Source organism: Haloferax gibbonsii (genome assembly GCF_001190965.1).
Lineage (GTDB): Archaea > Halobacteriota > Halobacteria > Halobacteriales > Haloferacaceae > Haloferax > Haloferax gibbonsii.
In genome coordinates this window covers 572755-595587 of the sequence record NZ_CP011947.1, presented here as the reverse complement: position 1 = coordinate 595587, position 22833 = coordinate 572755, and the positions used below count along the sequence as shown (strand labels likewise).

Sequence of the window (22833 nt, the reverse complement as noted above, 5' to 3'; positions counted from 1 at the left end):
TTTTTGCGAAACAGTCGTTACCTCCCGGACACGTTAGAACACCATGCACGAACGTCGTCGTCGCGAGGGATACCGATGACCGACCCGAAGCGAATCGTCGACGACGCCATCGACGGCGCGGGCGACGACGAGGACTCGGCGCTCGAAGAGCTGGTCGCCGGCGTCGTCATGGGGCTCATCTTTCTGGTCGGATTCGGCCTGCTCGCGCTCGGAGTGTCGTGGTTCTGGATCGTCTTCCCGGTCGGTTTCGCGGGCGTGCTCCCCGCCGCGATAGCTCTCGTCCGCATCTACGAGTCCCGCCGCGGCGGCGACGCGGGCGAGTCGTTGACGACCGAGACCGAAGACGCGCTCGAAACGCTCCGCCGGCGCTACGCGACCGGCGAGCTCTCCGAGGAGGAGTTCGAGGCGAAAGTCGAGCGGCTGTTGGAGACGGAGACGGTCGCGGACGCTCGCAAAACGGCGGAATCGCGACGAACGACCCGCGAGGACGAAGCGACCGAATACGAGCGTTCCTGAGTCAGACTCGACACGAACACGAACGCGACACGAACGCGGACGCGACGAAACGCAACACCGTTAACCGACCCCCGTCGTAGAACGACCGATGAGCGACGACGCGACGGCGTTCGTGCCCGGCCACGTCACGGGCTTTTTCAGCGCCCACCCCGCCGCCGACCCGGCGGTCGCCGGTTCCCGCGGCGCGGGGCTGACACTCTCCCACGGCGTCACCGTGACGGTCGAACCGGCGCAGGAGACGACCGTCACCCTCGACGGCGAGGCGGTCGAGATGCCGCCCGTGGCGGACGTACTTGCGGCGCTCGGCGCGACGGCCGCGGTCGACGCCGAAAGCGACCTGCCCCTCGGCGCGGGCTTCGGCGTCTCGGGCGCGATGGCGCTCGGGACCGCGCTGGCGGCGAACGCCGTCTTCTCCCGCGGACGCTCGGAAAACGAACTCGTCACCCTCGCCCACGTGGCCGAGGTCCGCGCGGGGACCGGCCTCGGAGACGTGGTCGCGCAGGCCCGCGGCGGGATGCCGATTCGGGTCGAACCCGGCGCGCCGGCCCACGGCCGGATGGACGGCGTCCCCGCGCGCCCCGAAATCGAGTACGTCGCGTTCGGCGGGCTCTCGACGGCCGACGTGCTGTCGGGAGACACGACAGCACTCACCGCCGCCGGCGAGGCGGCCCTCGAAGAGCTCCGCGCCGAGCCGACGCTCGACCGCTTCGTCGCCGAGTCGCGACGGTTCGCCCGCGACGCCAGCCTGTTGACCGACCGGGTCGAAGCCGCAATCGACGACGTGCGCGCGGCCGGCGGCGACGGGGCGATGGCGATGCTCGGCGAGACGGTGTTCGCGGTCGGGACGGGGCTGTCGGACGCCGGCTACGACCCAGAGCGCTGTCGCGTCCACCCCGCCGGCGCGACGCTGCGGAGCGAGTAGGCGGCCGCGAGGCCTCGCCGAGCGGTCGGGGGCGGTGCGGAATCCCGCCCGCGCCGATGAGAAAACGTGTTACTGTCGCGGCGACGACCCACCACCAATGAGCGACATCGAGATTCCCGAGAGCCACCCGAGATACCAGTCGCTTCTCACCCGCCACCGCATCGAGGAAGGCGTCGAGAAGGGTATCACGAGCCGACAGGGACTCATCGCGCAGGGGCGCGGCGAGGCGTTCGATTACCTCCTCGGCGAGCGGACGATTCCGAGCGCGGACGAGGCCACGCGGGCGGCCGCGGCGCACCTCCTGCTCGCCGACCACCCGGTCATCTCGGTCAACGGGAACGTCGCGGCGCTCTGCCCCGGCGAAATCGTCGAACTCGCGGCGGCCGTCGACGCCGACATCGAAGTCAATCTGTTCAACCGCACCGACGAGCGCATGCGGGCCATCGTCGACCACCTGCGCGACCACGGCGCGGACGAGGTGAAGGGACTCACCGCCGACGGGCGGATTCCGGGCATCGACCACGAGCGCGCGAAGGTCGACGCCGACGGCATCGGGAGCGCCGACGTGGTCGTCGTCCCGCTGGAGGACGGCGACCGGGCCGAGGCGCTCGGCGCGATGGACAAAGTCGAAATCGTCGTCGACCTCAACCCGATGTCGCGGTCGGCGCAGGTCGCCACGGTCCCCATCGTGGACAACATCGTGCGCGCCGTGCCGAACATCACCGCTCACGCCCGCGACCTGCGAGACGCGGGCGCGACGCGCGAGGAACTGGAGACCATCGTCGTCGAGTTCGACGCCGACGCCGCCCTCGAGGCCGCTGAACGGGCGATTCGTGCGGGCGCAGACGACGAGTAAGCGACCGATACCGCTCGTCGCCGTCTCTCGACGTCCACAGAAAGTACTCTTGTGCTGACGAGTATAGCACGGGTATGCCCTCCACCGATACGAGCGCGCCCGACGAAGGCGGGGCGACGGACGCTTCGACCGACGACACGGCCGACGAAGACGGCGAGAGCGACACGTCGCTTCTGGACCGCTTCGTCGACGTGCTGTGGATTCTCCCGTGGTGAGCGACGCTATCCGAACCCGCTGACCAGCACCGCCAGCCACTGCGCCGGGTCGCGTCGCCGGCGCACCTCGACCGCATCGACCCACTTGACCCACTGGAAGCCGCGTCGGTTCGGCGCGACCAGTCGGAGCGGCGCGCCGTGGCCGTGCGAGAGCGGTTCGCCGCCGACGCGGGTCGCAAGCAACATCTCCCGGGCCTCCGCGATTGGGAAGGACCACCGGAAGCCCGTCACCGACCGGACCGTCACCCACCGCGCTGACGAGTGAACACCGGCGCTATCGAGCGCGTCACCGAGTCTCACGCCGGTCCAGTTCTGCTCGGTGTACCACCCGCTCGTGCAGTCCAAGAGGACCGACCGCGTCTCGTCGGGCGCGAGGTCCGCCCGGTCGAGTTCGAGCGGACGGTCGACCAGTCCCGCGACCGAAAGGGACCACGAGTCGTGGTCGACGGGGTCGGGGTCGTCGGCGACCCAACTCGTCACCGGAAAGGCGTCGTTGCCCTCGCCGGGCGGGAGCGGCCGCGACCCGGTGAATCGTCGACCGACGCCGCGGAGCGACCCCACCGTCTCGGTCGCGCGGTAGCTCGCCGCGCCGAAGACGAGTATCGCGCCGTACTGGAGCGCCCGGCGTCGCTCCGCGAAGTCGACCGCGCGGGGTGCGCGGAAGCGCGCCCGGAGGTGGACGAGAAGGACTGGAATGACGAGCAGGCCGAAGCCGATGTGGACGTTGAGAAGCGTCCAGAAGGCGATTCGGACCTCGACGCCGAGCACCCACGCGATGCCGGTGCCGAGTGCCGCGAGCGCGACGACCGCGAGGAGAATCGAGACGGCTGTGTGGCGGTCCCGGAGCCGCGAGTCGACCACGCGGTGGCGGACCCGATAGAGTTTGAAGCCGACGAGCGCGACCAGCGAGAGGCCGGCGACGCCGTGGACGACGAACAGGAGGCCGTTGGCCGGATGGCCGGCCCCGAGGCTCAGCACGCCCGAGAGCGTCTCGAAGACGACGAGCGCGAAGATGGACCAGTCGACCGCCCGCGGCGGTGGTTCGAACCGCCGGAGCGCGCGGGTCGCGCGGCTTGCCATGAGAAGTGATAGCGTTTCGAACGGGAATAGGGTGTCGAGAGAGACGGCGAGAACGGAGCCGGGCGCGAAACGAAGATGGGGACGGAGACGGAGACGGGGACGGGGACGGAGACGAGCGCGAAAACCGAGCGGCGGTTCAGTCGTCGGCCGTCAGCGCCGCGGGGAGGTCCGCCGGAAGGCGGTCGCGGTCGTGTTCCGCCTCGAAGTCGAGGTCGGGGCCGACGCCGTAGATGCGCTTGGGGTTGATGTCGCCGTGGCTGACGAAGTAGTGCCGGACGATGTGGTCCATGTTGACCGTCTTTGCGACCCCCGGAAGCTGGTAGAGTTCCTTCGTGTAGTTCCAGAGGTTGTCGTACTCGTGGATGGCCTTCTTGTTACACTTGAAGTGCGTGTGGTAGACGTGGTCGAAGCGAATCAGCGTCGCGAACATCGCGATGTCCGCCTCGGTGAGCACGTCGCCGGCGAGGAACCGCTGGTCGTCGAGGACCTCGTCCCAGTGGTCCAGCGCGTCGAACAGTTCCTCGACGGCCTCCTCGTAGGCTTCTTGGGTCGTCGCGAACCCGGCGCGGTAGACGCCGTTGTTGACCGGCTCGTAAATCTCGTCGATGAGGCGGTCGACCTCCTCCTCGTAACCGTCGGGGTTGAGGTCCACGTCGTTGTCGGCGATGGGGTCGAACGCCTCGTCGAGCATCCGCATTATCTCGCGTGACTCGTTGTTGACGATGGTCTCGCGCTCTTTGTCCCACAGCACGGGCACGGTGACGCGCCCGGTGAACTCGTCGTCTGCGCGGAGGTAGATGTCGCGGAGGAACTCCTCGCCGTACAGCGGGTCCGGGAGGTCCTCGGAGAACTCCCAGCCGTCGTCGATGCGGACGGGTTCGACGAGCGACAGCGAAATCGCGTCTTCGAGGCCCTTCAGCGCGCGCGTCATCGCGGTGCGGTGGGCCCACGGGCACGCCCGACAGATGTAGAGGTGGTATCGCCCGGCCTCGACCGGGAACCGCTCGTCCTCGCCGACCCAGTTGCGGAAGTCGGTCGTCTGGCGCTCGAACTCGCCGTCTTCGTTGTTGGCGACGAACTTGTCGGTTCGCCACTCGCCTTCGTAGAGCATGTTCATGCTACCACGACCTGGAGTGCTCGCATGTCCGTCCGTTGGGACCTGAACACCAAAAGTTGGGAGGCGACATCGGTGTAACCGGCCGGCTATCCGGGGCGGCGACGCATGTCGTCACCTCGTGTAAGAGAGTCGTCAGAATCGGCACAGCCCCGTGTGATTCGATTACACAGTCACACCCGCGCGACTAACTCGGAGACTGTCAGTTTGAGAAAAAGCCATCATAGATTATGACAATTGTGGGGATGTCGCATGGTGGTACTAGACATCGAGACGGAGGATGGACAGCGCGAGGCACTTCGCCGGATGCTCACGATTCGAGCGTTCGACACGAAAGCGGCCGACCTATTCAGCGACGGCGAACTCCCCGGGTTCGTCCACCTCTACGTCGGTGAGGAAGCGGTCGGGGTCGGCGCGTGTTCGGCCCTCGAATCGGACGACTACATCACGAGCACCCACAGGGGACACGGCCACTGTATCGCGAAGGGGCTCGACCCGGACCTGATGATGGCCGAACTGTTCGGCAAGGCCAACGGCTACTGTAACGGCAAAGGCGGGTCGATGCACATCGCGGACGTCGACGCGGGGATGCTCGGGGCGAACGGCATCGTCGGCGCGGGGCCGCCGCTGGCGACGGGTGCCGCGCTCACCTCGCATCTGAAGGGCGAAGACACCGTCGCGCTGGCGTTCTTCGGCGACGGCGCGGTCGCACAGGGACAGGTCCACGAGGCCATCAACCTCGCGGCGACGTGGAACCTCCCGGCGGTGTTCCTCGTCGAAAACAACCAGTACGGCGAGGCGACACCCGTCGAGAAACAGCACAACGTCCAGAACCTCAGCGAGACCGCGGAGGCGTACAACATCCCCGGTTTCACCGTCGACGGGATGGACATCACCGCGGTCTACGAGGCCGTCAAGGAGGCGCGCAAGCGGGCCGCCGACGGCGAGGGACCGACGTTCATCGAGGCCGAGACGTATCGGTACCACGGCCACTTCGAGGGCGACCAACAGCCGTACCGGACCGAGGAGGACGTCGCGATTTGGAAGGACCGCGACGCCATCGAGTCGTTCAAGCGACGACTCGTTGACGCGGGGACGATAACCGAAGACGAGTTCGACGAGATGAAAGCCGAAATCGACCAGCAGATCGAAGACGCCGTCGGGAAGGCGAGAGACGCGGCGTACCCGGACCCGAGCGAGGCGTACGAAGACATGTTCAACGCGGCCGTTCCGGAGATTAGCGACTTCTCCAGCGGGATGCGGGCCGACGGAGGTGAGGACCGATGAGCACCGAGACCAGCAGCGGGACCGGCCCGGACCAGACGAAGGAGATGACCATCCGGGAGGCGATTCGACTCGCCCTCCGCGAGGAACTCGAACGCGACGACGACGTGTTCGTCATGGGCGAGGACGTCGGGAAGTTCGGCGGCGTCTACGAGGTCACAGGCGACCTCGTCGAGCAGTTCGGCGAGGAGCGCGTCCGCGACACGCCCATCAGCGAAGCCGGCTTCATGGGCGCGGCGGTCGGCGCTGCGGCGACCGGAACGCGGCCGGTCGTCGAAATCATGTTCTCGGACTTCATCGGCGTCTGCTCCGAGCAGATAATCAACCAGATGGCGAAGAACCGCTACATGTTCGGCGGTAAGACGGAGATGCCCGTCACCGTCAGAACGACCGAGGGCGGCGGGAGCGGCGCGGCCAGCCAGCACTCCGGGACGATTCACACGTGGTTTGCCCACTTCCCCGGCGTGATGGCCGTCGCGCCCGCGACGCCGGCGTCCGCCAAGGGGCTGTTGAAGTCGGCCATCCGGTCCGACGACCCGGTCATCGTCTTCGAGAACAAGCAGATATACGAACAGAAGGGCGAGGTGCCGCTCGACGACGACTTCACCATCCCAATCGGCACCGCGAGCGTCGAGCGCGAGGGCGAGGACGTGACCGTCGTCGCCACCCAGCGCATGGTCGGCGAGTCGCTCGAACTCGCCGAGGAACTCGCGGGACAGACGAGCGTCGAGGTCATCGACCTCCGGTCGCTCTACCCGATGGACACCGAGACGCTGGTCGAGAGCGTCAAAAAGACCGGTCGCCTCGTCATCGCCGACGAAAGCCCGCTGTCGTACGGGACCCACGCCGAGGTGGCGACGCGCGTCATGGAGAACGCGTTCTACAGCCTCGACGCGCCCATCCAGCGGGTCGGCGTCGCCGACGTTCACATCCCCTTCAGCCCCGCGCTCGAAGAGGAGGTGCTTCCCCACGGCTCCGACGTGGAAGCCGCAATCAACCGCATCGTGTAAGTGACGACCACTATCGGTCTCGTCGTCAACCCCGCCGCCGGCCGCGACATCCGTCGGCTCACCGGCGGCGCGAGCGTCAGTAACAACTACGCGAAACGCCGCACCGCGGGCTGTGTCCTCGCGGGGCTGACGCTCGCCGACGACGTGGACGTGCTCGTCATGCCCGACAGCACGGGGCTCGCCGACCGCATCGTCGACGACGCGCCCGATGAACTCGGCGTCGAGTTCGTGGACATGACGGTCACGGCGTCGGGACGGGACAGCAGAACGGCCGCGGCCCACTTCGCGGACCACGCCGACGCCGTCGTCGTCCTCGGCGGCGACGGCACGACGCGGGACGTGGCCCAGACCATCGGCGACGTGCCGGTCGTGAGCATCTCGACGGGGACGAACAACGTCGTCCCGACGCCCGTCGACGGCACCGTCGCGGGCGCGGCCGCCGCGCTCGTCGGAAGCGGAGCCGTCCCCGCCGCGGAGGCGACGACGCGCCACGGGACCATCGAGGTCAACGTCGCCCGGGCCGAACAGACGACGGTCATCCGCGGGCTCGCAACCGTCGGCGTTCTCGACCGCCCCTTCGTCGGCACGCGGGCGATTCTCGACCCGAGCGACATCGTCGGCGGCGTCGTCTCGCGGTCGTCGCCCGCCGAAATCGGGCTCTCGGGAATCGCCGGCGGTCTCGTCACGCACCGGCCGGACGACCCCGGCGGCGTCGGCTTCCGACTGGCTCTCGACGGCGAGAGCGGAGCGACCGCCCCAACGACGGTCAGGGCGATTACCGTCCCCGGACGACTCTCGACGGTCGACGTGGCTGAACACCGCGTCCTCGACGACGGCGAGGACTACGCGTTCGAGGTCGACCGCGGGGTCGTCAGCGTCGACGGCGAGCGGGAACACGAGGTGCGAAACGGGACCGTCCGCCTCCGCCCGGTGAGCGACGGCCCGCGACTGGTCGACGTCGAGTCGGTCCTCGAACGAGCGGCCAGCGACGGGCGCTTCAGGCTCGGGTGAGCCGGCGGCCCCGACCCGGCCCGGCCTGACCGACCAGTTCGGCCGCCGATTTTTTCACCGCCCGCCGGCGGCGATGACGAGCGACCACGGGTTCTCGACGTGTTCGACGAGCGTGCCGAGCATGCGGGCCGCGTCCGCCCCGTCGACGATGCGGTGGTCGAACGACAGCGAAAAGGAGATAACTCGCCGGACGGCCACGTCGCCGTCGTCGGTCGGCACGGCCTCCCGGCGAATCGTGTTGACGCCGAGGATGGCGACCTGCGGCGGGTTGATGACCGGGTCGAACGACTCGACGCCGAGGACGCCGAGGTTCGAGACGGTGAACGTGCCCCCCGAGAGGTCGTCCATCGTGAAGTCACCCGACAGCGCCCGCTGGGTGACCTCGGCGCGGGTCTCGGCGAGTTCGGCGAGCGACAGCGAGGCCACGTCGCGGACGACCGGCGCGATGAGTCCCTCGTCGATATCGACCGCGATGCAGACGTTGTGCTCCCCGTGGAGCCTGTGGACGCCGTCCTCGAAGGTCGCGTTGAACTCGGGGTGTTCGTCGAGGGACGCCGAGAGCGCGAGGAGCAGTACGTCCGTTATCGACACGTCCACGCCGAGGGCGTCGTCGGCGGCGTTCGCCGCGGCGAGCAGTTCCTCCGCGTCGGCGCGGCGGTCGATTGTGACGTGGACCGCCTCACGGTAGCTCTCGCCGAGGCGGTCGGCGATGGTGCGGCGCATCCCCGACAGCGGCCGCTCCGTCTCGACCGGTTCGCTCGCGGCGGTCGCATCGGCCCCGGCGGTCGCCGGCGAGTCGGTTGCCGCCGCGCTCGCGCCGCCCGCCGCCCGCACGTCGGACTCGGTGATGCGGCCGTTCTGTCCCGTGCCCTCGACCGCCGCGATGTCGACGCCGAGTTCGCGGGCGAGGCGGCGGGCGCTCGGCGGGGCAAACACGCGCTTGTCCGCCGTGTCGGCGGTCGCTCCGGAGTCGTCGGTCTCGGCGGGCGTCGCGGACTCCGCCGCGGCTTCCACGTCGCTCTCGGTGATTGCCCCCTGCGGCCCGGTTCCCTCGACGGCCGTGAGGTCGAGCCCGAGGTCGTCCGCGAGTCGCTTCGCGCGCGGCGACGCGCGGACCTCGCCGTTCCCTGACGCCCCGCTCGACCCGCTCGACCGTCGTTTCGCCACCGACGAGGCGTCGCCAGTCGCCGCCGTCTCGGTCGTCTCGGCCGTGCCAGCGTCCGCCGCCGCGTCGTCAGTCGCGGCGGATTCCTCGCCACCCTCGCCGACGCCCGCGTCCGCCTCCAACTGGGTGATGTCCTCGTCCGCACCGGCGACGATTGCCAGCGCGCCGCCGGGCGCTGTCGACTCGCCCTCGGCGAGGACGACGCGCCGCAGGACGCCGTCTTCCTTGGCGTCGATTTCCGCCGTCGTCTTCTCCGACTCGATTTCGGCGATTGGCTCGCCCTCGGTGACCTCGTCGCCCTCCGAGACGAGCCACGCCGAGAGCTCGCCCGACTTCATCTCCAGTCCCAGTTTGGGCATCTTGACTACGTACGCCATGGCAGTAACATACACAATAGAACGTGATATACCTAGGTCGGCGAGTCCGCCGACCAACAGGTTTTACTACTAGGTGATATCACTAAGTGATATGTCGTTCGACGGATTCACCGACGCGACAGAAGCACAGGTCACACGCGCGATTTCGGACTCGTGGATGGAGGAGTTCCGCGAGCGCACCGACACCGAAGTCATCGTCGTCGGCGGCGGTCCCTCCGGCCTCGTCGCGGCCAAGGAACTCGCCGAGCGCGGCGTCGACGTGACCATCGTGGAGAAGAACAACTACCTCGGCGGCGGCTTCTGGCTGGGCGGCTTCCTCATGAACAAGGTGACCGTCCGCGACCCGGCCCAGCGCGTCCTCGACGAGCTCGGCGTCCCCTACGAGGAGAGCGACGAGGCCGAGGGGCTGTACGTCGCCGACGGCCCGCACGCCTGTTCCGCGCTCATCAAGGCCGCCTGCGACGCCGGCGCGAAAATCCAGAACATGACCGAGTTCACCGACGTCGTCCTCCGCGAGGACGACCGCGTCGGCGGCATCGTCATGAACTGGACGCCGGTCCACGCGCTCCCGCGCGAACTCACTTGCGTCGACCCCATCGCGGTCGAGTCCGACCTCGTCCTCGACGCGACGGGCCACGACGCGGTCGTCCTCTCGAAGCTCTCCGAGCGCGGCGTCCTCGACGTGAACGGCATCGAACACGCCAAGGAACACAACACGGGCATGGACAAGACCGCCGACGGCGAGTACGGCGCGCCCGGCCACGACTCGCCCGGCCACGACTCGATGTGGGTCTCCGAGAGCGAAGACAGCATCGTCGACGCGACGGGCGTCGTCCACCCCGGCGTCGTCGCCTCCGGCATGGCCGTCGCCACCGCCCACCACCTGCCGCGCATGGGCCCGACGTTCGGTGCCATGCTGCTGTCCGGCCGACAGGCGGCGCAGTCCTGTCTCGACGAACTCGGCCGCGACGCGCCCGAAGTGAGCATCTCCGGGCCCGCTCCGGCCGACGACTGACCGTCTCCCGACGGTCCGATTGTCGGTTCCCCCGACGCCTCTGACACTTGTTTCGGGTCGCTCCCGACCCGTTTTCCGTTACTGCTGGACTCCCTCGCGTTCCTGTTCGTGAACCCAGCCGAGCGTTCGCCGGATTCGCGCCCACCCACGGTTCCACACGAGCAGGAAGCCGGGGACGGCACCGACAGCGAACAACGCGAGATAGTACTGTAACTCGACGACCGGCGGGTACGCCACCGACGCGACTACGTCAACGAGTCGCAGCGCGAACCAGAGCTGTGCCGCGACGAAGTGACTGATGACGAAGGTTCCGACCAGTCGCTCCTGAACGCCCGCCGGTTCGGGCCGCCCGCCGATTCGACTCCGGTAGAGCAGATACCCGACGACGAGCGGTTGGAAGACGACACAGCCGAGCGCCCACGGGAGACTCGCGTTACTCCCCCGCTCGGCGGCGTCGAGAGACACCCAGTAGCCGACGAGCCCCAAGAACAAGAGGTGAAACGCGTTGAAGGGCGCGCCGAGAAGTTCCGCGAGGAACGAGGCCATGCCACCGGTTGACACCGGGGCGACATATCGCTTCTGTCGGCCGGTCGGACCACACGCCGGCGATTGCTACTTCACGACGCCCGCCCGGACCCGCGCGAAGCCGAGCGCGTGGGTCGTCTCGTGGGCCACCCGACACCGCGATTCGAGCGCCCGGTGGGCCGCGACGAGCCGCCGGTTCAGCATCTTCGTCGGCGACGCGCGCATCGTGCGCGACCCCGGCGGCGCGGTAACGCGGACGAGCGCCCGAAACGCCGGATTGAGCGGCCGCCAGCGCGGGTCGGTCGTCTCCGCGAGGTCGACGAGACAGAGTCGCCCGCCGGAGCCGACGAGGTCCGCCCACGACGAGACCACGGCCGCGGGGTCGTCGAACATCCCCGAGACGAAGGTGGCGAGGACGGCGTCCGGGGACTCGGCGAGTCCGCGTGCGACCGGCGGCCGAGTCGCGTCGGCGCGGACGAGGTGGACGTTCGGGGAGTCGCGGGTCCGCTCGCGGGCCACGTCGAGGACGCCGGGGGAGAAATCGACGCCGACGACGGTCCCCTCGGGACCGACGCGCTCGGCGAGGTACGGGAGGTTCGCGCCCGTCCCGCAGCCCATCTCGACGACCGTCTCGCCCGGGGCGAGCGCGAGCGCGTCGGCGGCTTCGGTTCTGACGCTCCCGACGCCGGGCGCGCGGCGGGCGAGCGCGTCGTACAGCGTCGCCCAGCGGGTGTAGAACGACTGGGCGACCGACGACGGGGAGCGAGAACGGGAACGGGAGTTGGGCTGTTCGGCTGTCATGGGACGGGCCTCAGAGCAGGACGCGGACCACGTCGGCGACGGCGGGCGCGTCGGGACCGAGGATGTACGTGATGGGCTCGATGCCGTAGCCGCCGCTCTGGTAGACGACGAACGTCTCCGGCAGGTCGCGGGCGGTGAGGAGTTCGCGGACCGGGTCGGTCGGCGCGTCCGGGTCGAACTCGATGCACTCGTAGCCCGCGGCTTCGAGGTCCTCGATGACGCCCGCGTCGTAGACGATGTTGAGCGCGGCGTTCACGTCGGCACCGGCGGCGCGGGCCGAAAGCAGGACGCCCGCGACGTGGCCGCTGACGCCGAACTCGGGTTCGCCGGGGACGGTCGCCTGCCCCTTCACGTCGAAGATGCGGCCGGGGATGGCGGCCACGTCGTCGACGCTGTCGGCGTCCGGGAGCGACTCCACGAGGTTAGAGCCGACGTTCGGGATGAGCCCCGCGAAGCCGGAGGTGTTCGTGAGCATGCGGAGGCCGCGGCGGACCGACGAGCGGACCTGCTCGACGGTTCGGAGGCGACCCTCGGGGTCGTGGATGCTCCGGAAGCCGTCGTGGGAGGCGAGTTCGGGCATCTCCTCTTCGTGGAGGTCCGACAGCAGGTCACCCTCTTCGAGTTGGCGGATGAGGACCTCGGCCTCGACGAGCGCCTGCACGGGCGTCATGTCGCCGGTGGCGAGGCCGTCGCCGACGCGGGAGACGAGGTCGACGACGCGGGGGTCGGTGGCGACCCGCTCGTTCGTGGCGACCTCGCCGTGAGCGTACTTCGAGACGGCGCTCTGGCTGATGCCGAGCGCCTCGGCGACCTCCGACTGGGTGAACCCGCGGTCGCGGAGGTCCTCCGCGAGGAGCGCGCGGAACGTCGGGAGGAACGCGTCCACGACGATTTCTTCGATGAACTTCATTCGTCGCCACCGAACTCGGGGTCCGAGCTGAGCCGCGACGCCTGCGGCCCGCGCTGGCCCTGATACTTCGAGCCGCGTTCGACCCCGTAGGGGCGGTCGGCGGGCGACTTCATCTCCGTGAACACGAGCTGAGAGATGCGCATGCCGGGGGTGAGCGCGACCGGCGCGGTGCCGAGGTTCGACAGTTCGAGCGTGATTTGGCCCTCGTAGCCGGGGTCGACGATGCCGGCGGTCGCGTGGATGACGACCGCGAGGCGACCGAGGGAAGAGCGCCCCTCGACGGTCGCCAGCAGGTCGTCCGGAATCGCCACGCGCTCTTTGGTCGTGCCGAGGACGAAGTCGCCGGGGTGGAGGATGAAGTCGTCGCCCTCCGGGACGTGCGTCTCGCGGACGTACTCGGAGACTTCGTGCTCTCGGTTCGGGTGGATACAGGAGATGTTCGTGCGCTGGAACTCCAGGAATTCGGTGCCGAGGCGGAGGTCGACGCTCGCTGGCTGGACCTGCATGTCCACGTCGTCTATCGGGTCGACCACGAGGTCACCCTCGGCGAGGCGTGCGAGGATGTCCGAGTCGGAGAGTATCATACTCGAAGGGAGCGCGACGCGGACAAGTAAATCCACCTTCTCGGCGGGAGGTGCCACCTAGTCTCGGCGGGGCGACACCGCCCCGTCTCGGTTCGGAGACGACACCCCGTTCGGCGCGGCTCAGATGAGTTCGAACAGGAGGCCGACGAGACTCAGGCCGACGGTGACGACCGCGGCCGACTCGACGTCGAGGTCGCGGGCGCGGGCCATCCCGTACGTTCGGACGTACGTCGCCCACGCGACCGTGACGACCACGACGACCCCGCTGACGAGGCCGAACCCGGACAGCGCGGACTGCATCGCGGTGACCGCGGCCTCGGGGGTCGACGGGAGGTCGATTCGCGGGAGGACGTAGGCGAGGTAGCCGGCGAGCGCGAGGGCGCGGGCCGCGCTCGGGACCATCCCCCACGCGGCGACCGTCAGGGACTCGGCGAAGCCGCCCTCGCCGCCGACGAGCGAGGTGCCGAGGTGGAGCATCGCCCCCTCGAAGAGCCAGAACAGCGGCACGCCGACGAGCATCGCCCACGGGACCCACGAGATTTCGTCCCAGACGAGGTCGCCGAGGCGCTCGTCGAGCTGTTCGGGGACCGAGGGGTCGCAGCCCGCCGGCGCGTCCATGTCGGCGAACGGGCCGCCCTCTTCGTAGTTTTCGCACATCCATTCCGGCGCGTGCGCGGGGTTGTCGACGCTGACCTGCTGGTCGAGCTGTTGGGTGAACGTGACGAGGATGCCGCCGGTGGCGGCCGCGACGACGAGCGTCACGAGCGCGACGACGGCGAGCGCCCGCCCGGCGTCGAGCGGTCGCGGCCGCGACGCGAAGTACTCGCGCGGCTTGAGGAGGGGCGTTCGGGGACCTGCCATCAGTCGAATCACGGAGATGTCGGTGAAATGTCTTCTGCCCCGCACGCGACGCCCGCGATGGGAGGACATTTACCGCGTCGGCGGGGAGTAGCGGGCATGAAACAGGCTATCGTCGCACGCGCCGACCTCGGCATGGGCCGGGGGAAGCTCGCCGCGCAGGTCGCCCACGCCTCGCTGTCCGCCTACGAGGACACCGACTCGCAGACCCGGAAGCGCTGGAAGGGCGAGGGACAGAAGAAAGTCGTCCTCAAGGCCAACGGCGAGTCCGAACTGTTCAAACTCGCCGACAAGGCCGAGCGGGCGGGCATCCCCCACGCCATCATCCGCGACGCGGGGCACACGCAACTCGACCCCGGCACGGTGACGGCGCTGGCGGTCGGCCCCGCCGACGACGAATCGGTCGACCGCGTGACCGGCGACCTCTCGCTGTACTGATGCGCGAGGCACACCCCCTGGAGCGCGCGGTCGGCATCGACAGCTACGTGAGCGACGCCGACGGCGTCGGCGGCCGCCTTCGCGTCGCCCCCGAGGACTTCCGCGTGCGCGAACTCGAACTCGACTCGCTGAACGTCCGCCCGCCGGACGCGCCGACCGGCGACTTCCCGAACCTCGTGCTCCGCGTCACCCTCCGCGGCTGGGACACCAACGACTTCGCGGGGCGGCTCTCGGACGAACTCGACGCGAGCAGAGAGCGCGTCTCGTGGGCCGGCACGAAGGACAAACACGCCGTGACGACCCAGCTGTTCACGGTCAACGGCGGCGACGCCGACGACGTGCCCGAGATTCCGAACGCCGACATCGAGGTCGTCGGCCGCCTCGGCCGCACGCTGAACTTCGGCGACCTCGCGGGCAACGGGTTCCGCATCCGCGTCCGCGACCCCGAGAACCCCGAAAACGCCGCGGCCGTCACCGACGCCCTCGCCGAGTTCGGCGGCCGCGACGAGCGCGTCGGCGTCCCGAACTTCTTCGGCCACCAGCGGTTCGGCAGCATCCGCCCCATCACCCACACAGTCGGCCTGCACGTCGTCCGCGGCGAGTGGCGCGAGGCCGTGTTGGCGTACTGCGGCGGACCGACCGAGGACGAACCCGAGGAGACGCAGGAAGGCCGCGCCGTCGTCGACGAGGAAGCCGCGTCGGCCGACCCCGACTGGCACCGCGCGCTCGACCGGATTCCGGGCTACCTCGGCTACGAGCGCGGCATGCTCCACCGACTCGCCGAGGACGGCGCGGAGACCGACGAGGACTGGCGCAACGCGCTCGAATCGGTCCCGTCGAACCTCCAGCGACTGTTCGTCAACGCCGCGCAGTCCTACGCGTTCAACCGGATGCTCTCGGAGCGCCTCGACCGCGGCCTCCCGTTCGACGAACCCATCGAGGGCGACGTGGTTTGCTTCGCCGACCGCGACGCGCCCGAGGGACTGGAGCTCCCCGACGTGAGCCGACTCCAGACCGCGACGGGCCGCCGCGTCGAGGTCATGGGCCGACACATCGAACGCGGTCGCGCGTTCGTCACGGCCCCGCTCGTCGGCACCGACACCGAACTCGCCGAGGGCGAGCAGGGCGACATCGAGCGGGCCGTCCTCGACGACCTCGACCTCGAACCGGGCGACTTCGACCTCCCCGGCAACTTCCGGTCGACCGGGACGCGCCGGGCGATTCTCGTCCGCACCGACCTCGACGTTGACCGCGAGGGCGGCACCGACGGCGATGGCGACGCTGACGACGCTGGCGACGACCTCGTCTTCGACTTCGCGCTCCCCCACGGCTCGTACGCGACGGCCGTGATGCGCGAGTACCTGAAGGCCGGCCCGCTCGACCTCTGAAACGGGAATCGAGACGCGAACTTACTGTTTTGCGGCGCTTGCCGCGGGGCTGGCTCCCGCCCGTCGCTCGGCGTCCGCGGTGCGCGTGGTCGCGTAGCCGATGGCCGCGAAGGGAAGCGAAAACAGCGCCGCGGCGACCGCGAACCCGACCGCGAGACCGACGGTCTCCAACCGGAAGCCGGCGGCCTCCGCGGCCGGCGGGAAGTACGACCACGCGGGGATTGCGAACGCGAGCGCCGAGACCGTCGCGCCGAGGCGGAACCGGCCGCGGGCGCTGGCGACGCCGAGCGCGTAGCCGACCGCCAGCGGGAGCGCCAGCGTCGCGGTTCGGGCGACCGAGGGACCGGCGACGAGCGACGCGGCGACACCGCCGAGCGCGACGGGGGCCATCGCGTACAGCGACCCGGTGACGACGCCCTCGGCGTTCGAGCGGCCGGCGAAGACGGCACCGCCGGCGGCGAGGAGCGCGACGCCCGCGCCGGCGACGACGACGGGTCTGTCGCGGGCGAAGACGACGACGAGCGGGACGGCCGCGGAGGCGACGAGCGCGAACGCGAGTTCGGCGGTCGTCCGCGTGTCCGAGGGGTCGCGGTGGGCGACGAACGCGCGGAAGCTCCCGGCGGCGACCCACGCGAGAACGGCGAAGAGCGCCGTCGAGAGGGGCGCGGCCCGGCGGAGGTACGAGGCGACAGCGAGCCCCGTATCGAGCGCCGACTGGCCCAGTTGCGTGGCGAGGCGGACGGTCGTCTCGGGGTCGAGTGCGAGCGCGACCAGTCCGACGAAACCGGCGAGCGCGAGCGGCGACAGCGATGCGAGAAGGGCGCGGCGGCGCATACGAAGTGGACTCTCGGACACGGGGACGAATATGTTTCGCCGGGCGAACCGCGCGTCGGGGACCGCGTCGCGTCCGGACCGACCCGCATAAACGGCCTTTTGTACGCGCACGCCCGACACGTCGATATGCACTGTCGGCGGTGTGGAAACCCGTTAGAGAAGCCGGGAGACTACTGTCTCACCTGCAACACCGCCAACTGCGACGCCGTCGTGGCCGTCTTCGAGGCCGACCGCGCGACGCTGACGTTTCTCGACGAGGAGGACGTGCTCGGCGAGACGACCGTCACGACGATTCCCGAGTCGGACGACGAGACGAAGGTCGTCCAGCTCCGCAACTTCGCCGGTCTCGTCGCCGACGAGATTCGGCGCAAGCGCCCCGAGACCGTGTACGCCGCGGGCGAGCGCGACCCGCTCCGAGAGACGCGCGCCCAACTCCACCACGAGTTCTACCGCGTCTCCGACGACAACCCGGTCCAGCGCGTCCTCGACACCCGCGGCGAGCGGACGCTGGAGGTCGTCGATATCCCGCCCGCAGAGAAGTTGGGCGGAAGCCACAGCACGCTCATCGGCGGGCGACGGGGCCGCCGGGCGATCGGCGTCGTCGCCGGCCACCCGCACGTCAAGAAGGTCATTCCCGGTCCCATCGACGCCGGGGGCACCGGGTCGCGGACGGGGCTCCGGGCGAAGGTCACCCGCGCCGACGACAACGGCAACGTCAGACTCCTCCTGCGAGACGGGTCGAGCGTCCAGGAGAACCGCATCGTCACGACGGCGATGAACCGCGAGACGGGCGAGCGCGTCCGCGACGACCTGAACGAGGCGCTGCGAGAAGACGAGTTACAAGACACGTAGCGGAGGAAAACACGCCGGGCCGGAATCGAGTGGCCGACTCAGGCCGACTCGGCGGCCCCCTCGGCGACCGTCTCGATGTGAATCGGCTCCGTCTCGGCTTCGTCGCGCTGCGTTTCGTACCACGCGACCGTCTCGGCGATGGCGTCTCGCAGCGGCGTCGGTTCGACGGCGTCGCCGAACGTCTCGCGGAACTTCGCGTCGCGGACGACGTACGGCTCCTCGAAGGCGTAGCGCATCTCGGAGAGTTCCTTCAACGGCGCGCTCAGGTAGCCGCCGAGGGTCAGCGCGAGCCCCGGAGCGGCGATGATGCGCGGGAAGCCGGGGTCGACGTCGGCGGCCTCGTAGACGAGGTCGACGAAGCGGCGCGTCGAGACCGTCTCGGGGTTCGGGACGTGCCAGACCTCGCCGAGGGCCTCGTCGCGCTCGCCGAGGAGGACGAGCGCCCGCGCGAAGTCGGGGACGTAGGTGTAGGTGTGGGCGAGTCGCGGGTCGCCGAACACCTTCGCGCGCTTGCCCGCGACGGCCGCGCCGAACACCTGCTCGCCGACGGCCGACTCGCGGACGCGCGGGCCGAAGAAGTCGCTGGCGCGGCCGATGGTGGCCTCGATGCGGCCCGCCTCGTGGGCGTCGAGGACGATGTCGGCGCACTCGGCTCTGGCCTGTCCCTTCGGGCCGGTGGCGGCGTACGGGAGGTCCTCGGTGAGACGGACCTGCACCGGGCCGTACATGTAGAGGTTCTCGGCGACGACGAGGCGCGCGCCGGCGGCTTCGGCTCCCGCGACGATGCCGCGGGTGAGGTCGGGGAACAGTTCGGGCCACTCGTCGTACGGCGGTTGGGCGCAGTGGTAGACGACAGCCGCGTCCGCGAACGCGGCGACGGCGCGGTCGGGGTAGAGCACGTCCGCGAGGCGGCTCTCGACGCCCTCGGGGAGGTAGTCGGGTTCGTGACGCGTCACCGCGGCCACGTCCGCCCCGCGCTCCCTGAGCTGTTCCATCACCGCGAGTCCGACCGGGCCGGCACCGACCACCACGTGTTGTGTCATGGTCTCCCGTACGCGCGCCGGCGACAAAGCGGTGTCTAGGCCCGTCACATGCCGAGACGACTCGTAGGGTTTATCCATACCGGCGAGGTAGTTCGCGGTACTATGGCCGACAAGAAGGCTCGATCCGTCGGTAGTTCCGGGCGCTTCGGCGCGCGGTACGGCCGCGTCGCTCGACGCCGCGTCAAGGAAATCGAAGCAGAGATGCGCAACTCCAAAGTCGACGGCGACGACGTCACCCGCGTCGGAACCGGCATCTGGAAGAACGAAGAGACCGGCGAGGTCTTCACCGGCGGTACCTACCGCCCGCAGACCCCCGCAGGCAAGCAGGTCCGCCGTTCCATCCGCGCCGCGCTCACCGGCGAGGACGAATAACTCCCAAGTAGCCTCGACTCTTCACATCTCACAATGAGCTACAAGTGTTCCCGGTGCAAGCGCGATGTCGAACTGGACGAGTTCGGTGGCGTCCGCTGTCCGTACTGCGGGCACCGCGTCCTCCTGAAGGAGCGGTCCCCCAACGTCAAAGAAGTCGCCGTCGAGTAGCGTGCGTCCAGCGCACAGCGCTTCGCTCGAATTCGACTATTCTGAGGAGCGGCGCGCACGCGTCGTCGAGCGGAGCGTCGCCGTCGAGGAAGGCGAGATAGACGACGCCCGGTCGGGTGCCCGCGTCGACCGCGAGGGACGGACCGTCGTCGTCACCGTCGAGGCCGACGACCTCGTCGCGCTCCGCGCGGGCGTGAACTCGTGGATACGCCTCGTCGAGACCGCAGAGCGCGTCGCGGACGTCGGCGAGCCACTGTCCGGGTCCGCGTAGGAGACCGCGGGTGTTTTAGGGCCGGCGTCCCGTCGGTTCGGGTATGCAGGGAAGTCTGCCGCCGGAAGCCCAAGAGAAGCTCGAAGAACTGCAGAACCTTCAGGAGACCGCCCAGAACGTCTCCGAGCAGAAGCAGTCCTCCGAGACCGCGCTCAACGAAGCACAGACGGCGCTCACCACGCTCGAGGAAATCGACGCTGACTCCAAGATGTACCGCGAGGTCGGCGAACTCCTCATCGAGACCGACTACGAAGCGGCCAAGGACGACCTCGAAGAGAAGGTCGAGAGCCTCGAAGTGCGCGTCGAACAGCTCACGAAGCAGGAGACGCGCGTGCAGGAGAAGTTCGAGAGCCTGCAGGAAGAGCTCCAGCAGATGCTCCAGGGCGGCGCGGGCGGCGCGGGTCCGATGGGCCCCGGCGGCGCGTAAATGCCACAGCCGACGGACGAAGAAGTGGTCCAGACCGCCGCGGAGGCGGCTGAGGGCCTCATCTTCGCCCGCTTCAAGCAGTCTCGCGTCAAGGACTTCGACGTCACCGTGACGTTCGAAGACGGCGTCCTCGACGTGGACGTGTACGTCAACGCGCCCGACGACGCCGACGACGCGGAAGCCGTCGCCGAGGAGGCGGCGCTGACGGCGCAGGAGGCCGTGGACGAACTGTTCGCGGCCGCCGACGAAGAGTAAGGGACGTTCTCGCGGGCACCCCCCGCACTCGGTTTCTCCCGGTGAGCGGCGCCGCCGACTCGACCCTCACGCGGAGCGAGCGTCGTCGATTTGCAGGGTTGGTTTTGGATTCCGCAAGTATTACACCATTCAGGTGTGGTACCACGCGACACAGTTATACATAATAGTGGTGTATGTTACCTCATGTCAATCAGAAGGACGCCGAGAGGGACGACCGCACTGGACCGGTTGCGAGAGCGATACAGCGAGGACGACCTCACCTGTTCGAAGTGTGGCTTCACCGACAGCGACGGTGAGTGGTCCGCCAAGACGACCGGGTCGAGCGTGTTCTACCGGCGGGTCTGTCCGAGTTGCGGCGCTATCGAGACGCGGACGCTCTCGCTGAAGTAGTGCGACGGGGGGTTCGCTCGTCGCTGGAATCGAACCGCGAGTGGCGACGCGGCCGGCGGCGAGAGCGGAACTGAGAGCGAAGGCGAGGGCGACGAGCGGCGGCGAGTCGCCTACGCGAGGAAGAACACGAGCAGGCTGACGGCCATCGCCGCGAGGATGAGCGCGAGCGCGAGCGCCCCGCCCATCGAGACGACGACGTTGGCGTGGCTGGCGAGCGTCTCGGTGCGGTCGTTGCCGAAGATCGTCACCTCGACGCGCTCGGTCGCCATGCCGGCGACGACGGGTTCGGCGTCCGCGAGCGCCTCGTCGACGAGGCGCTCGATGGTCTCGCGGAGTTCGTCGGGGTCGATGGCCGCGCCGACCTGATTTTCCGCCTCGACGGTGTTGACGATGTGCGTGTCGGTCGTCATCACCTCGGCGATGTCGGCTTTCGCGTTCGGCCCGGTCGTGAGTCCCTCGACGATGCGGTCGCGCAGCCCCGGTTCCATGTTGTTCCCGTCGATGAGGACGTACGCGGTCGTCTGGTCGCCGACGCTCGTCGCGGCCACGCGGATGCCCAGCGGCCCGATGCCCTCCCGGGGCGTCCAGTCGGTCGGGTCGAACGCCGTCCCCAGCGAGAGCGAGTCGTGCGACGACGCCGAGAGTTCCTCGCCCGCGAGTCCGGCGGCGGTAATCATGTCGAACGACCGCTTGCTCCCCGGGGTGACGTGGCCGAGGTCGGCCCCTTGGAGCCCGTTGTTGCAGTTGTGGGCGTCGACGAGGAGCACGTCCCGGAGGCCGCTCGTGCGGGCCTCGGCGGACGCCGAGAGGCCGACCGCGTACTCGACGTCGTCGGCGAACTGCGGGGCGTACGTCGACACGAGGAGCGCGTCGTCGCCGAAGCGCTGGCCGAGCATCTTCGCGTCGCCGGACTGCACGCGGACGCTTTCTGTCACGTCGGAGCTGTACTCGATGTTCTCGTAGGCGTCGTCGGCCGCGTCGAGGACCACGTCGACCTCGCGCTCGGTCACGAGGTTGAAGTCGTGGCCGGCGGTCGCGTGCGGCGGGAACGCGAGGCCCTCGGCGCGTCGGGCGACGCGTTCGGGGAAGTTGCCGCCGCCGATTTCGCCCATCGGCCCGGGGTGAATCATCGGCAGGACGAAGCGGGCCTTCTCGGTGCCGTCCTCGCGCTCGAACGAGAGCACGGTGACGGGGACGATTGCCTCCTGGCCGAGCTGTTCGAAGAAGTCCTCAAGCTCGCGGGTGCCCTCGGCGATGTGGCCGATGAAGCCGCGGATGAAGTCGAGGACGGACACCCCGAGGCTCCGACGCCACGGGCGGTCGACGATGCGGAGGAAGACGTAGACGCCGAGAGCGTACACCACGCAGGTGATAGCGAGGAGTTGGAAGTGGCTCAGTGCGATAGCCGACAGCTCCGGCGGTGCCCGGTCGGGACGGGCGAGATACGGCATCAGATAGGCGTCGAGGATGGGACCGCCGACCTCGAAGAAGCGGAGCGTCCCGCTGTAGACGAACAGGAGCGCGGCGGACGTGAGGGTCTGGATGCTCGCCGGGACCGCCGCGATGAGCAGCGACGACCGCGAGACGGCCATCACGATGAGCAGGCGGAAGGCGAACACCGACGCGAGGGCGACCACGAGCGCGTCGAAGATGAACGTCTGGCCGAGGCCCGTGAAGACGGAGACGATGGCGGCCCCGGTGAGGAACGTGACGATGATTACCTCGCCGGCGAGCGCGAGGAGCGACGAGCGGTTGTGTGTCAGTTTCCCGCCGACGAACCGGTCGACGCCGGTGGTCCCGAACGCCGCGACGACGGTCGGAATCCCGATGAAGAAGATGCCTTCCCAAGCGTCTCTGCCGAGGAAGAAGATACCCCGCCACGAGCTGGCGAGGTCCCCGGAGTCGAACGCCCCGATGCCCGCCATCGCGGCGACGAGCAGGGCGAACCCGAGACTCGTGTACCAGCTGGGCGCGCGGAAGATGAACCGCGAGAGCCCAGCGAGGTCGCTCTGGGTGGAGGTCATTTCCCGAACAGACAGAACGGAGGCCGGTAAATGTCTCGGCTTGCTTCCGAGGAACGACCGTGGGAGACCGCGTCGTGTCGCCGGGATGCGATTTTCTCCCGCGGCGGCGGGGAGAGTCTGGTCGCGGC

The 22833-nt window shown here is 69.3% G+C and carries 28 protein-coding genes; 17 read left to right on the top strand and 11 right to left on the bottom strand.

Annotated features, from left to right (window positions below; all coding sequences use genetic code 11):
• The first annotated feature begins 75 nt into the window (after positions 1-75).
• The 4 genes from ABY42_RS03215 to ABY42_RS19700 all read left to right on the top strand — a co-directional run bounded on the left by ABY42_RS03215 (position 76) and on the right by ABY42_RS19700 (position 2509).
• Positions 76-516, top strand: a complete 441-nt coding sequence (locus tag ABY42_RS03215) for an SHOCT domain-containing protein (protein ID WP_004972909.1) — start codon at positions 76-78, stop codon at positions 514-516.
• An 88-nt stretch (positions 517-604) separates the two neighbouring features.
• Positions 605-1438, top strand: coding sequence for a pantoate kinase (locus ABY42_RS03210; protein ID WP_050458709.1), 834 nt, complete (start codon positions 605-607; stop codon positions 1436-1438).
• 97 nt (positions 1439-1535) lie between these two features.
• Positions 1536-2294: a 4-phosphopantoate--beta-alanine ligase gene (locus ABY42_RS03205; protein ID WP_050458708.1), complete on the top strand. Its 759-nt coding sequence runs from the start codon at positions 1536-1538 to the stop codon at positions 2292-2294.
• Between the two features lie 74 nt (positions 2295-2368).
• Complete coding sequence (locus ABY42_RS19700; protein WP_197092912.1) at positions 2369-2509, top strand: hypothetical protein; 141 nt, start codon at positions 2369-2371, stop codon at positions 2507-2509.
• 6 nt (positions 2510-2515) lie between these two features.
• Here ABY42_RS19700 and ABY42_RS03200 read toward each other — a convergent pair whose 3' ends face one another.
• Entirely contained in the window at positions 2516-3589 is a 1074-nt protein-coding gene (locus ABY42_RS03200) for a molybdopterin-dependent oxidoreductase (protein WP_050458707.1), read from the bottom strand.
• 136 nt (positions 3590-3725) lie between these two features.
• Complete coding sequence (locus ABY42_RS03195) at positions 3726-4706, bottom strand: glutathione S-transferase family protein (protein WP_004972919.1); 981 nt, start codon at positions 4704-4706, stop codon at positions 3726-3728.
• A 249-nt stretch (positions 4707-4955) separates the two neighbouring features.
• Here ABY42_RS03195 and ABY42_RS03190 point away from each other — a divergent pair, with 249 nt between their 5' ends.
• Genes ABY42_RS03190 through ABY42_RS03180 form a run of 3 tightly spaced genes read left to right on the top strand, consistent with a single transcriptional unit; the run spans position 4956 to position 8008 of the window.
• On the top strand, positions 4956-5990 hold the full coding sequence (locus ABY42_RS03190) for a thiamine pyrophosphate-dependent dehydrogenase E1 component subunit alpha (RefSeq protein WP_050458706.1): 1035 nt from the start codon (positions 4956-4958) through the stop codon (positions 5988-5990).
• The gene (locus ABY42_RS03185; protein WP_004972922.1) at positions 5987-6997 is read left to right on the top strand and encodes an alpha-ketoacid dehydrogenase subunit beta; all 1011 of its coding nucleotides are present in this window, start codon (positions 5987-5989) and stop codon (positions 6995-6997) included. Before ABY42_RS03190 ends, ABY42_RS03185 begins: the two co-directional genes overlap by 4 nt.
• Positions 6998-8008, top strand: a complete 1011-nt coding sequence (locus ABY42_RS03180; RefSeq protein ID WP_050458705.1) for an NAD(+)/NADH kinase — start codon at positions 6998-7000, stop codon at positions 8006-8008. It begins immediately after the preceding gene.
• A 54-nt stretch (positions 8009-8062) separates the two neighbouring features.
• Here the strand turns inward: ABY42_RS03180 and ABY42_RS03175 are convergent, their stop codons facing one another.
• The gene (locus ABY42_RS03175; RefSeq protein ID WP_049904952.1) at positions 8063-9550 is read right to left on the bottom strand and encodes a dihydrolipoamide acetyltransferase family protein; all 1488 of its coding nucleotides are present in this window, start codon (positions 9548-9550) and stop codon (positions 8063-8065) included.
• 91 nt (positions 9551-9641) lie between these two features.
• Between ABY42_RS03175 and ABY42_RS03170 the strand changes: the two genes are divergently transcribed.
• The gene (locus tag ABY42_RS03170) at positions 9642-10565 is read left to right on the top strand and encodes a sulfide-dependent adenosine diphosphate thiazole synthase (protein ID WP_004065032.1); all 924 of its coding nucleotides are present in this window, start codon (positions 9642-9644) and stop codon (positions 10563-10565) included.
• 78 nt (positions 10566-10643) lie between these two features.
• Here the strand turns inward: ABY42_RS03170 and ABY42_RS03165 are convergent, their stop codons facing one another.
• The 5 genes from ABY42_RS03165 to ABY42_RS03145 form a co-directional block, all read right to left on the bottom strand.
• Complete coding sequence (locus tag ABY42_RS03165) at positions 10644-11111, bottom strand: hypothetical protein (RefSeq protein WP_050458704.1); 468 nt, start codon at positions 11109-11111, stop codon at positions 10644-10646.
• Positions 11112-11177: 66 nt separating this feature from the next.
• Positions 11178-11891 (bottom strand): class I SAM-dependent methyltransferase, encoded by a 714-nt coding sequence (locus ABY42_RS03160; protein WP_050458703.1) that lies wholly within the window; start codon positions 11889-11891, stop codon positions 11178-11180.
• Between the two features lie 10 nt (positions 11892-11901).
• Positions 11902-12801: a thiamine-phosphate synthase family protein gene (locus ABY42_RS03155; protein WP_004065036.1), complete on the bottom strand. Its 900-nt coding sequence runs from the start codon at positions 12799-12801 to the stop codon at positions 11902-11904.
• The gene (dcd, locus tag ABY42_RS03150; RefSeq protein WP_004972933.1) at positions 12798-13385 is read right to left on the bottom strand and encodes a dCTP deaminase; all 588 of its coding nucleotides are present in this window, start codon (positions 13383-13385) and stop codon (positions 12798-12800) included. Before dcd ends, ABY42_RS03155 begins: the two co-directional genes overlap by 4 nt.
• A 120-nt stretch (positions 13386-13505) precedes the next feature.
• Positions 13506-14246 carry a Yip1 family protein gene (locus ABY42_RS03145; RefSeq protein WP_050458702.1) on the bottom strand — a complete coding sequence of 247 codons (741 nt, stop codon included), beginning with the start codon at positions 14244-14246 and terminating at the stop codon, positions 13506-13508.
• Positions 14247-14342: 96 nt separating this feature from the next.
• Here ABY42_RS03145 and pth2 point away from each other — a divergent pair, with 96 nt between their 5' ends.
• Both pth2 and truD read left to right on the top strand, forming a co-directional pair.
• The gene (gene pth2, locus ABY42_RS03140; protein WP_004972937.1) at positions 14343-14681 is read left to right on the top strand and encodes a peptidyl-tRNA hydrolase Pth2; all 339 of its coding nucleotides are present in this window, start codon (positions 14343-14345) and stop codon (positions 14679-14681) included.
• Positions 14681-16069 (top strand): tRNA pseudouridine(13) synthase TruD, encoded by a 1389-nt coding sequence (gene truD / locus ABY42_RS03135; RefSeq protein ID WP_050458701.1) that lies wholly within the window; start codon positions 14681-14683, stop codon positions 16067-16069. Before pth2 ends, truD begins: the two co-directional genes overlap by 1 nt.
• Positions 16070-16090: 21 nt before the next feature.
• Here the strand turns inward: truD and ABY42_RS03130 are convergent, their stop codons facing one another.
• A complete protein-coding gene (locus ABY42_RS03130) occupies positions 16091-16903 on the bottom strand; it encodes a hypothetical protein (protein WP_050458700.1) in 813 nt (270 codons plus the stop codon).
• 126 nt (positions 16904-17029) lie between these two features.
• On the opposite strand from ABY42_RS03130, the gene ABY42_RS03125 reads away from it, so the two are divergent.
• Positions 17030-17755 (top strand): DUF2103 domain-containing protein, encoded by a 726-nt coding sequence (locus tag ABY42_RS03125; RefSeq protein WP_050458699.1) that lies wholly within the window; start codon positions 17030-17032, stop codon positions 17753-17755.
• A 38-nt stretch (positions 17756-17793) separates the two neighbouring features.
• Here the strand turns inward: ABY42_RS03125 and ABY42_RS03120 are convergent, their stop codons facing one another.
• Entirely contained in the window at positions 17794-18798 is a 1005-nt protein-coding gene (locus ABY42_RS03120) for an NAD-dependent epimerase/dehydratase family protein (RefSeq protein WP_004972945.1), read from the bottom strand.
• A 102-nt stretch (positions 18799-18900) separates the two neighbouring features.
• Between ABY42_RS03120 and ABY42_RS03115 the strand changes: the two genes are divergently transcribed.
• The 6 genes from ABY42_RS03115 (at position 18901) to ABY42_RS03090 (ending at position 20681) form a co-directional block, all read left to right on the top strand.
• Positions 18901-19170, top strand: coding sequence for an eL43 family ribosomal protein (locus ABY42_RS03115; RefSeq protein ID WP_004972948.1), 270 nt, complete (start codon positions 18901-18903; stop codon positions 19168-19170).
• A gap of 33 nt (positions 19171-19203) precedes the next feature.
• Positions 19204-19338 (top strand): DNA-directed RNA polymerase subunit P, encoded by a 135-nt coding sequence (locus tag ABY42_RS03110; protein WP_004044283.1) that lies wholly within the window; start codon positions 19204-19206, stop codon positions 19336-19338.
• Position 19339: 1 nt separating this feature from the next.
• Positions 19340-19609: a KEOPS complex subunit Pcc1 gene (locus ABY42_RS03105; protein ID WP_008091987.1), complete on the top strand. Its 270-nt coding sequence runs from the start codon at positions 19340-19342 to the stop codon at positions 19607-19609.
• Between the two features lie 43 nt (positions 19610-19652).
• Positions 19653-20036, top strand: a complete 384-nt coding sequence (locus ABY42_RS03100; RefSeq protein ID WP_004972952.1) for a prefoldin subunit beta — start codon at positions 19653-19655, stop codon at positions 20034-20036.
• On the top strand, positions 20037-20291 hold the full coding sequence (locus tag ABY42_RS03095) for a DUF3194 domain-containing protein (protein WP_004972953.1): 255 nt from the start codon (positions 20037-20039) through the stop codon (positions 20289-20291).
• A gap of 183 nt (positions 20292-20474) precedes the next feature.
• A complete protein-coding gene (locus ABY42_RS03090; RefSeq protein WP_050458698.1) occupies positions 20475-20681 on the top strand; it encodes an HVO_0649 family zinc finger protein in 207 nt (68 codons plus the stop codon).
• A 110-nt stretch (positions 20682-20791) separates the two neighbouring features.
• Here ABY42_RS03090 and ABY42_RS03085 read toward each other — a convergent pair whose 3' ends face one another.
• The gene (locus ABY42_RS03085) at positions 20792-22705 is read right to left on the bottom strand and encodes a DUF2070 family protein (RefSeq protein WP_050458697.1); all 1914 of its coding nucleotides are present in this window, start codon (positions 22703-22705) and stop codon (positions 20792-20794) included.
• Positions 22706-22833: the final 128 nt, after the last annotated feature.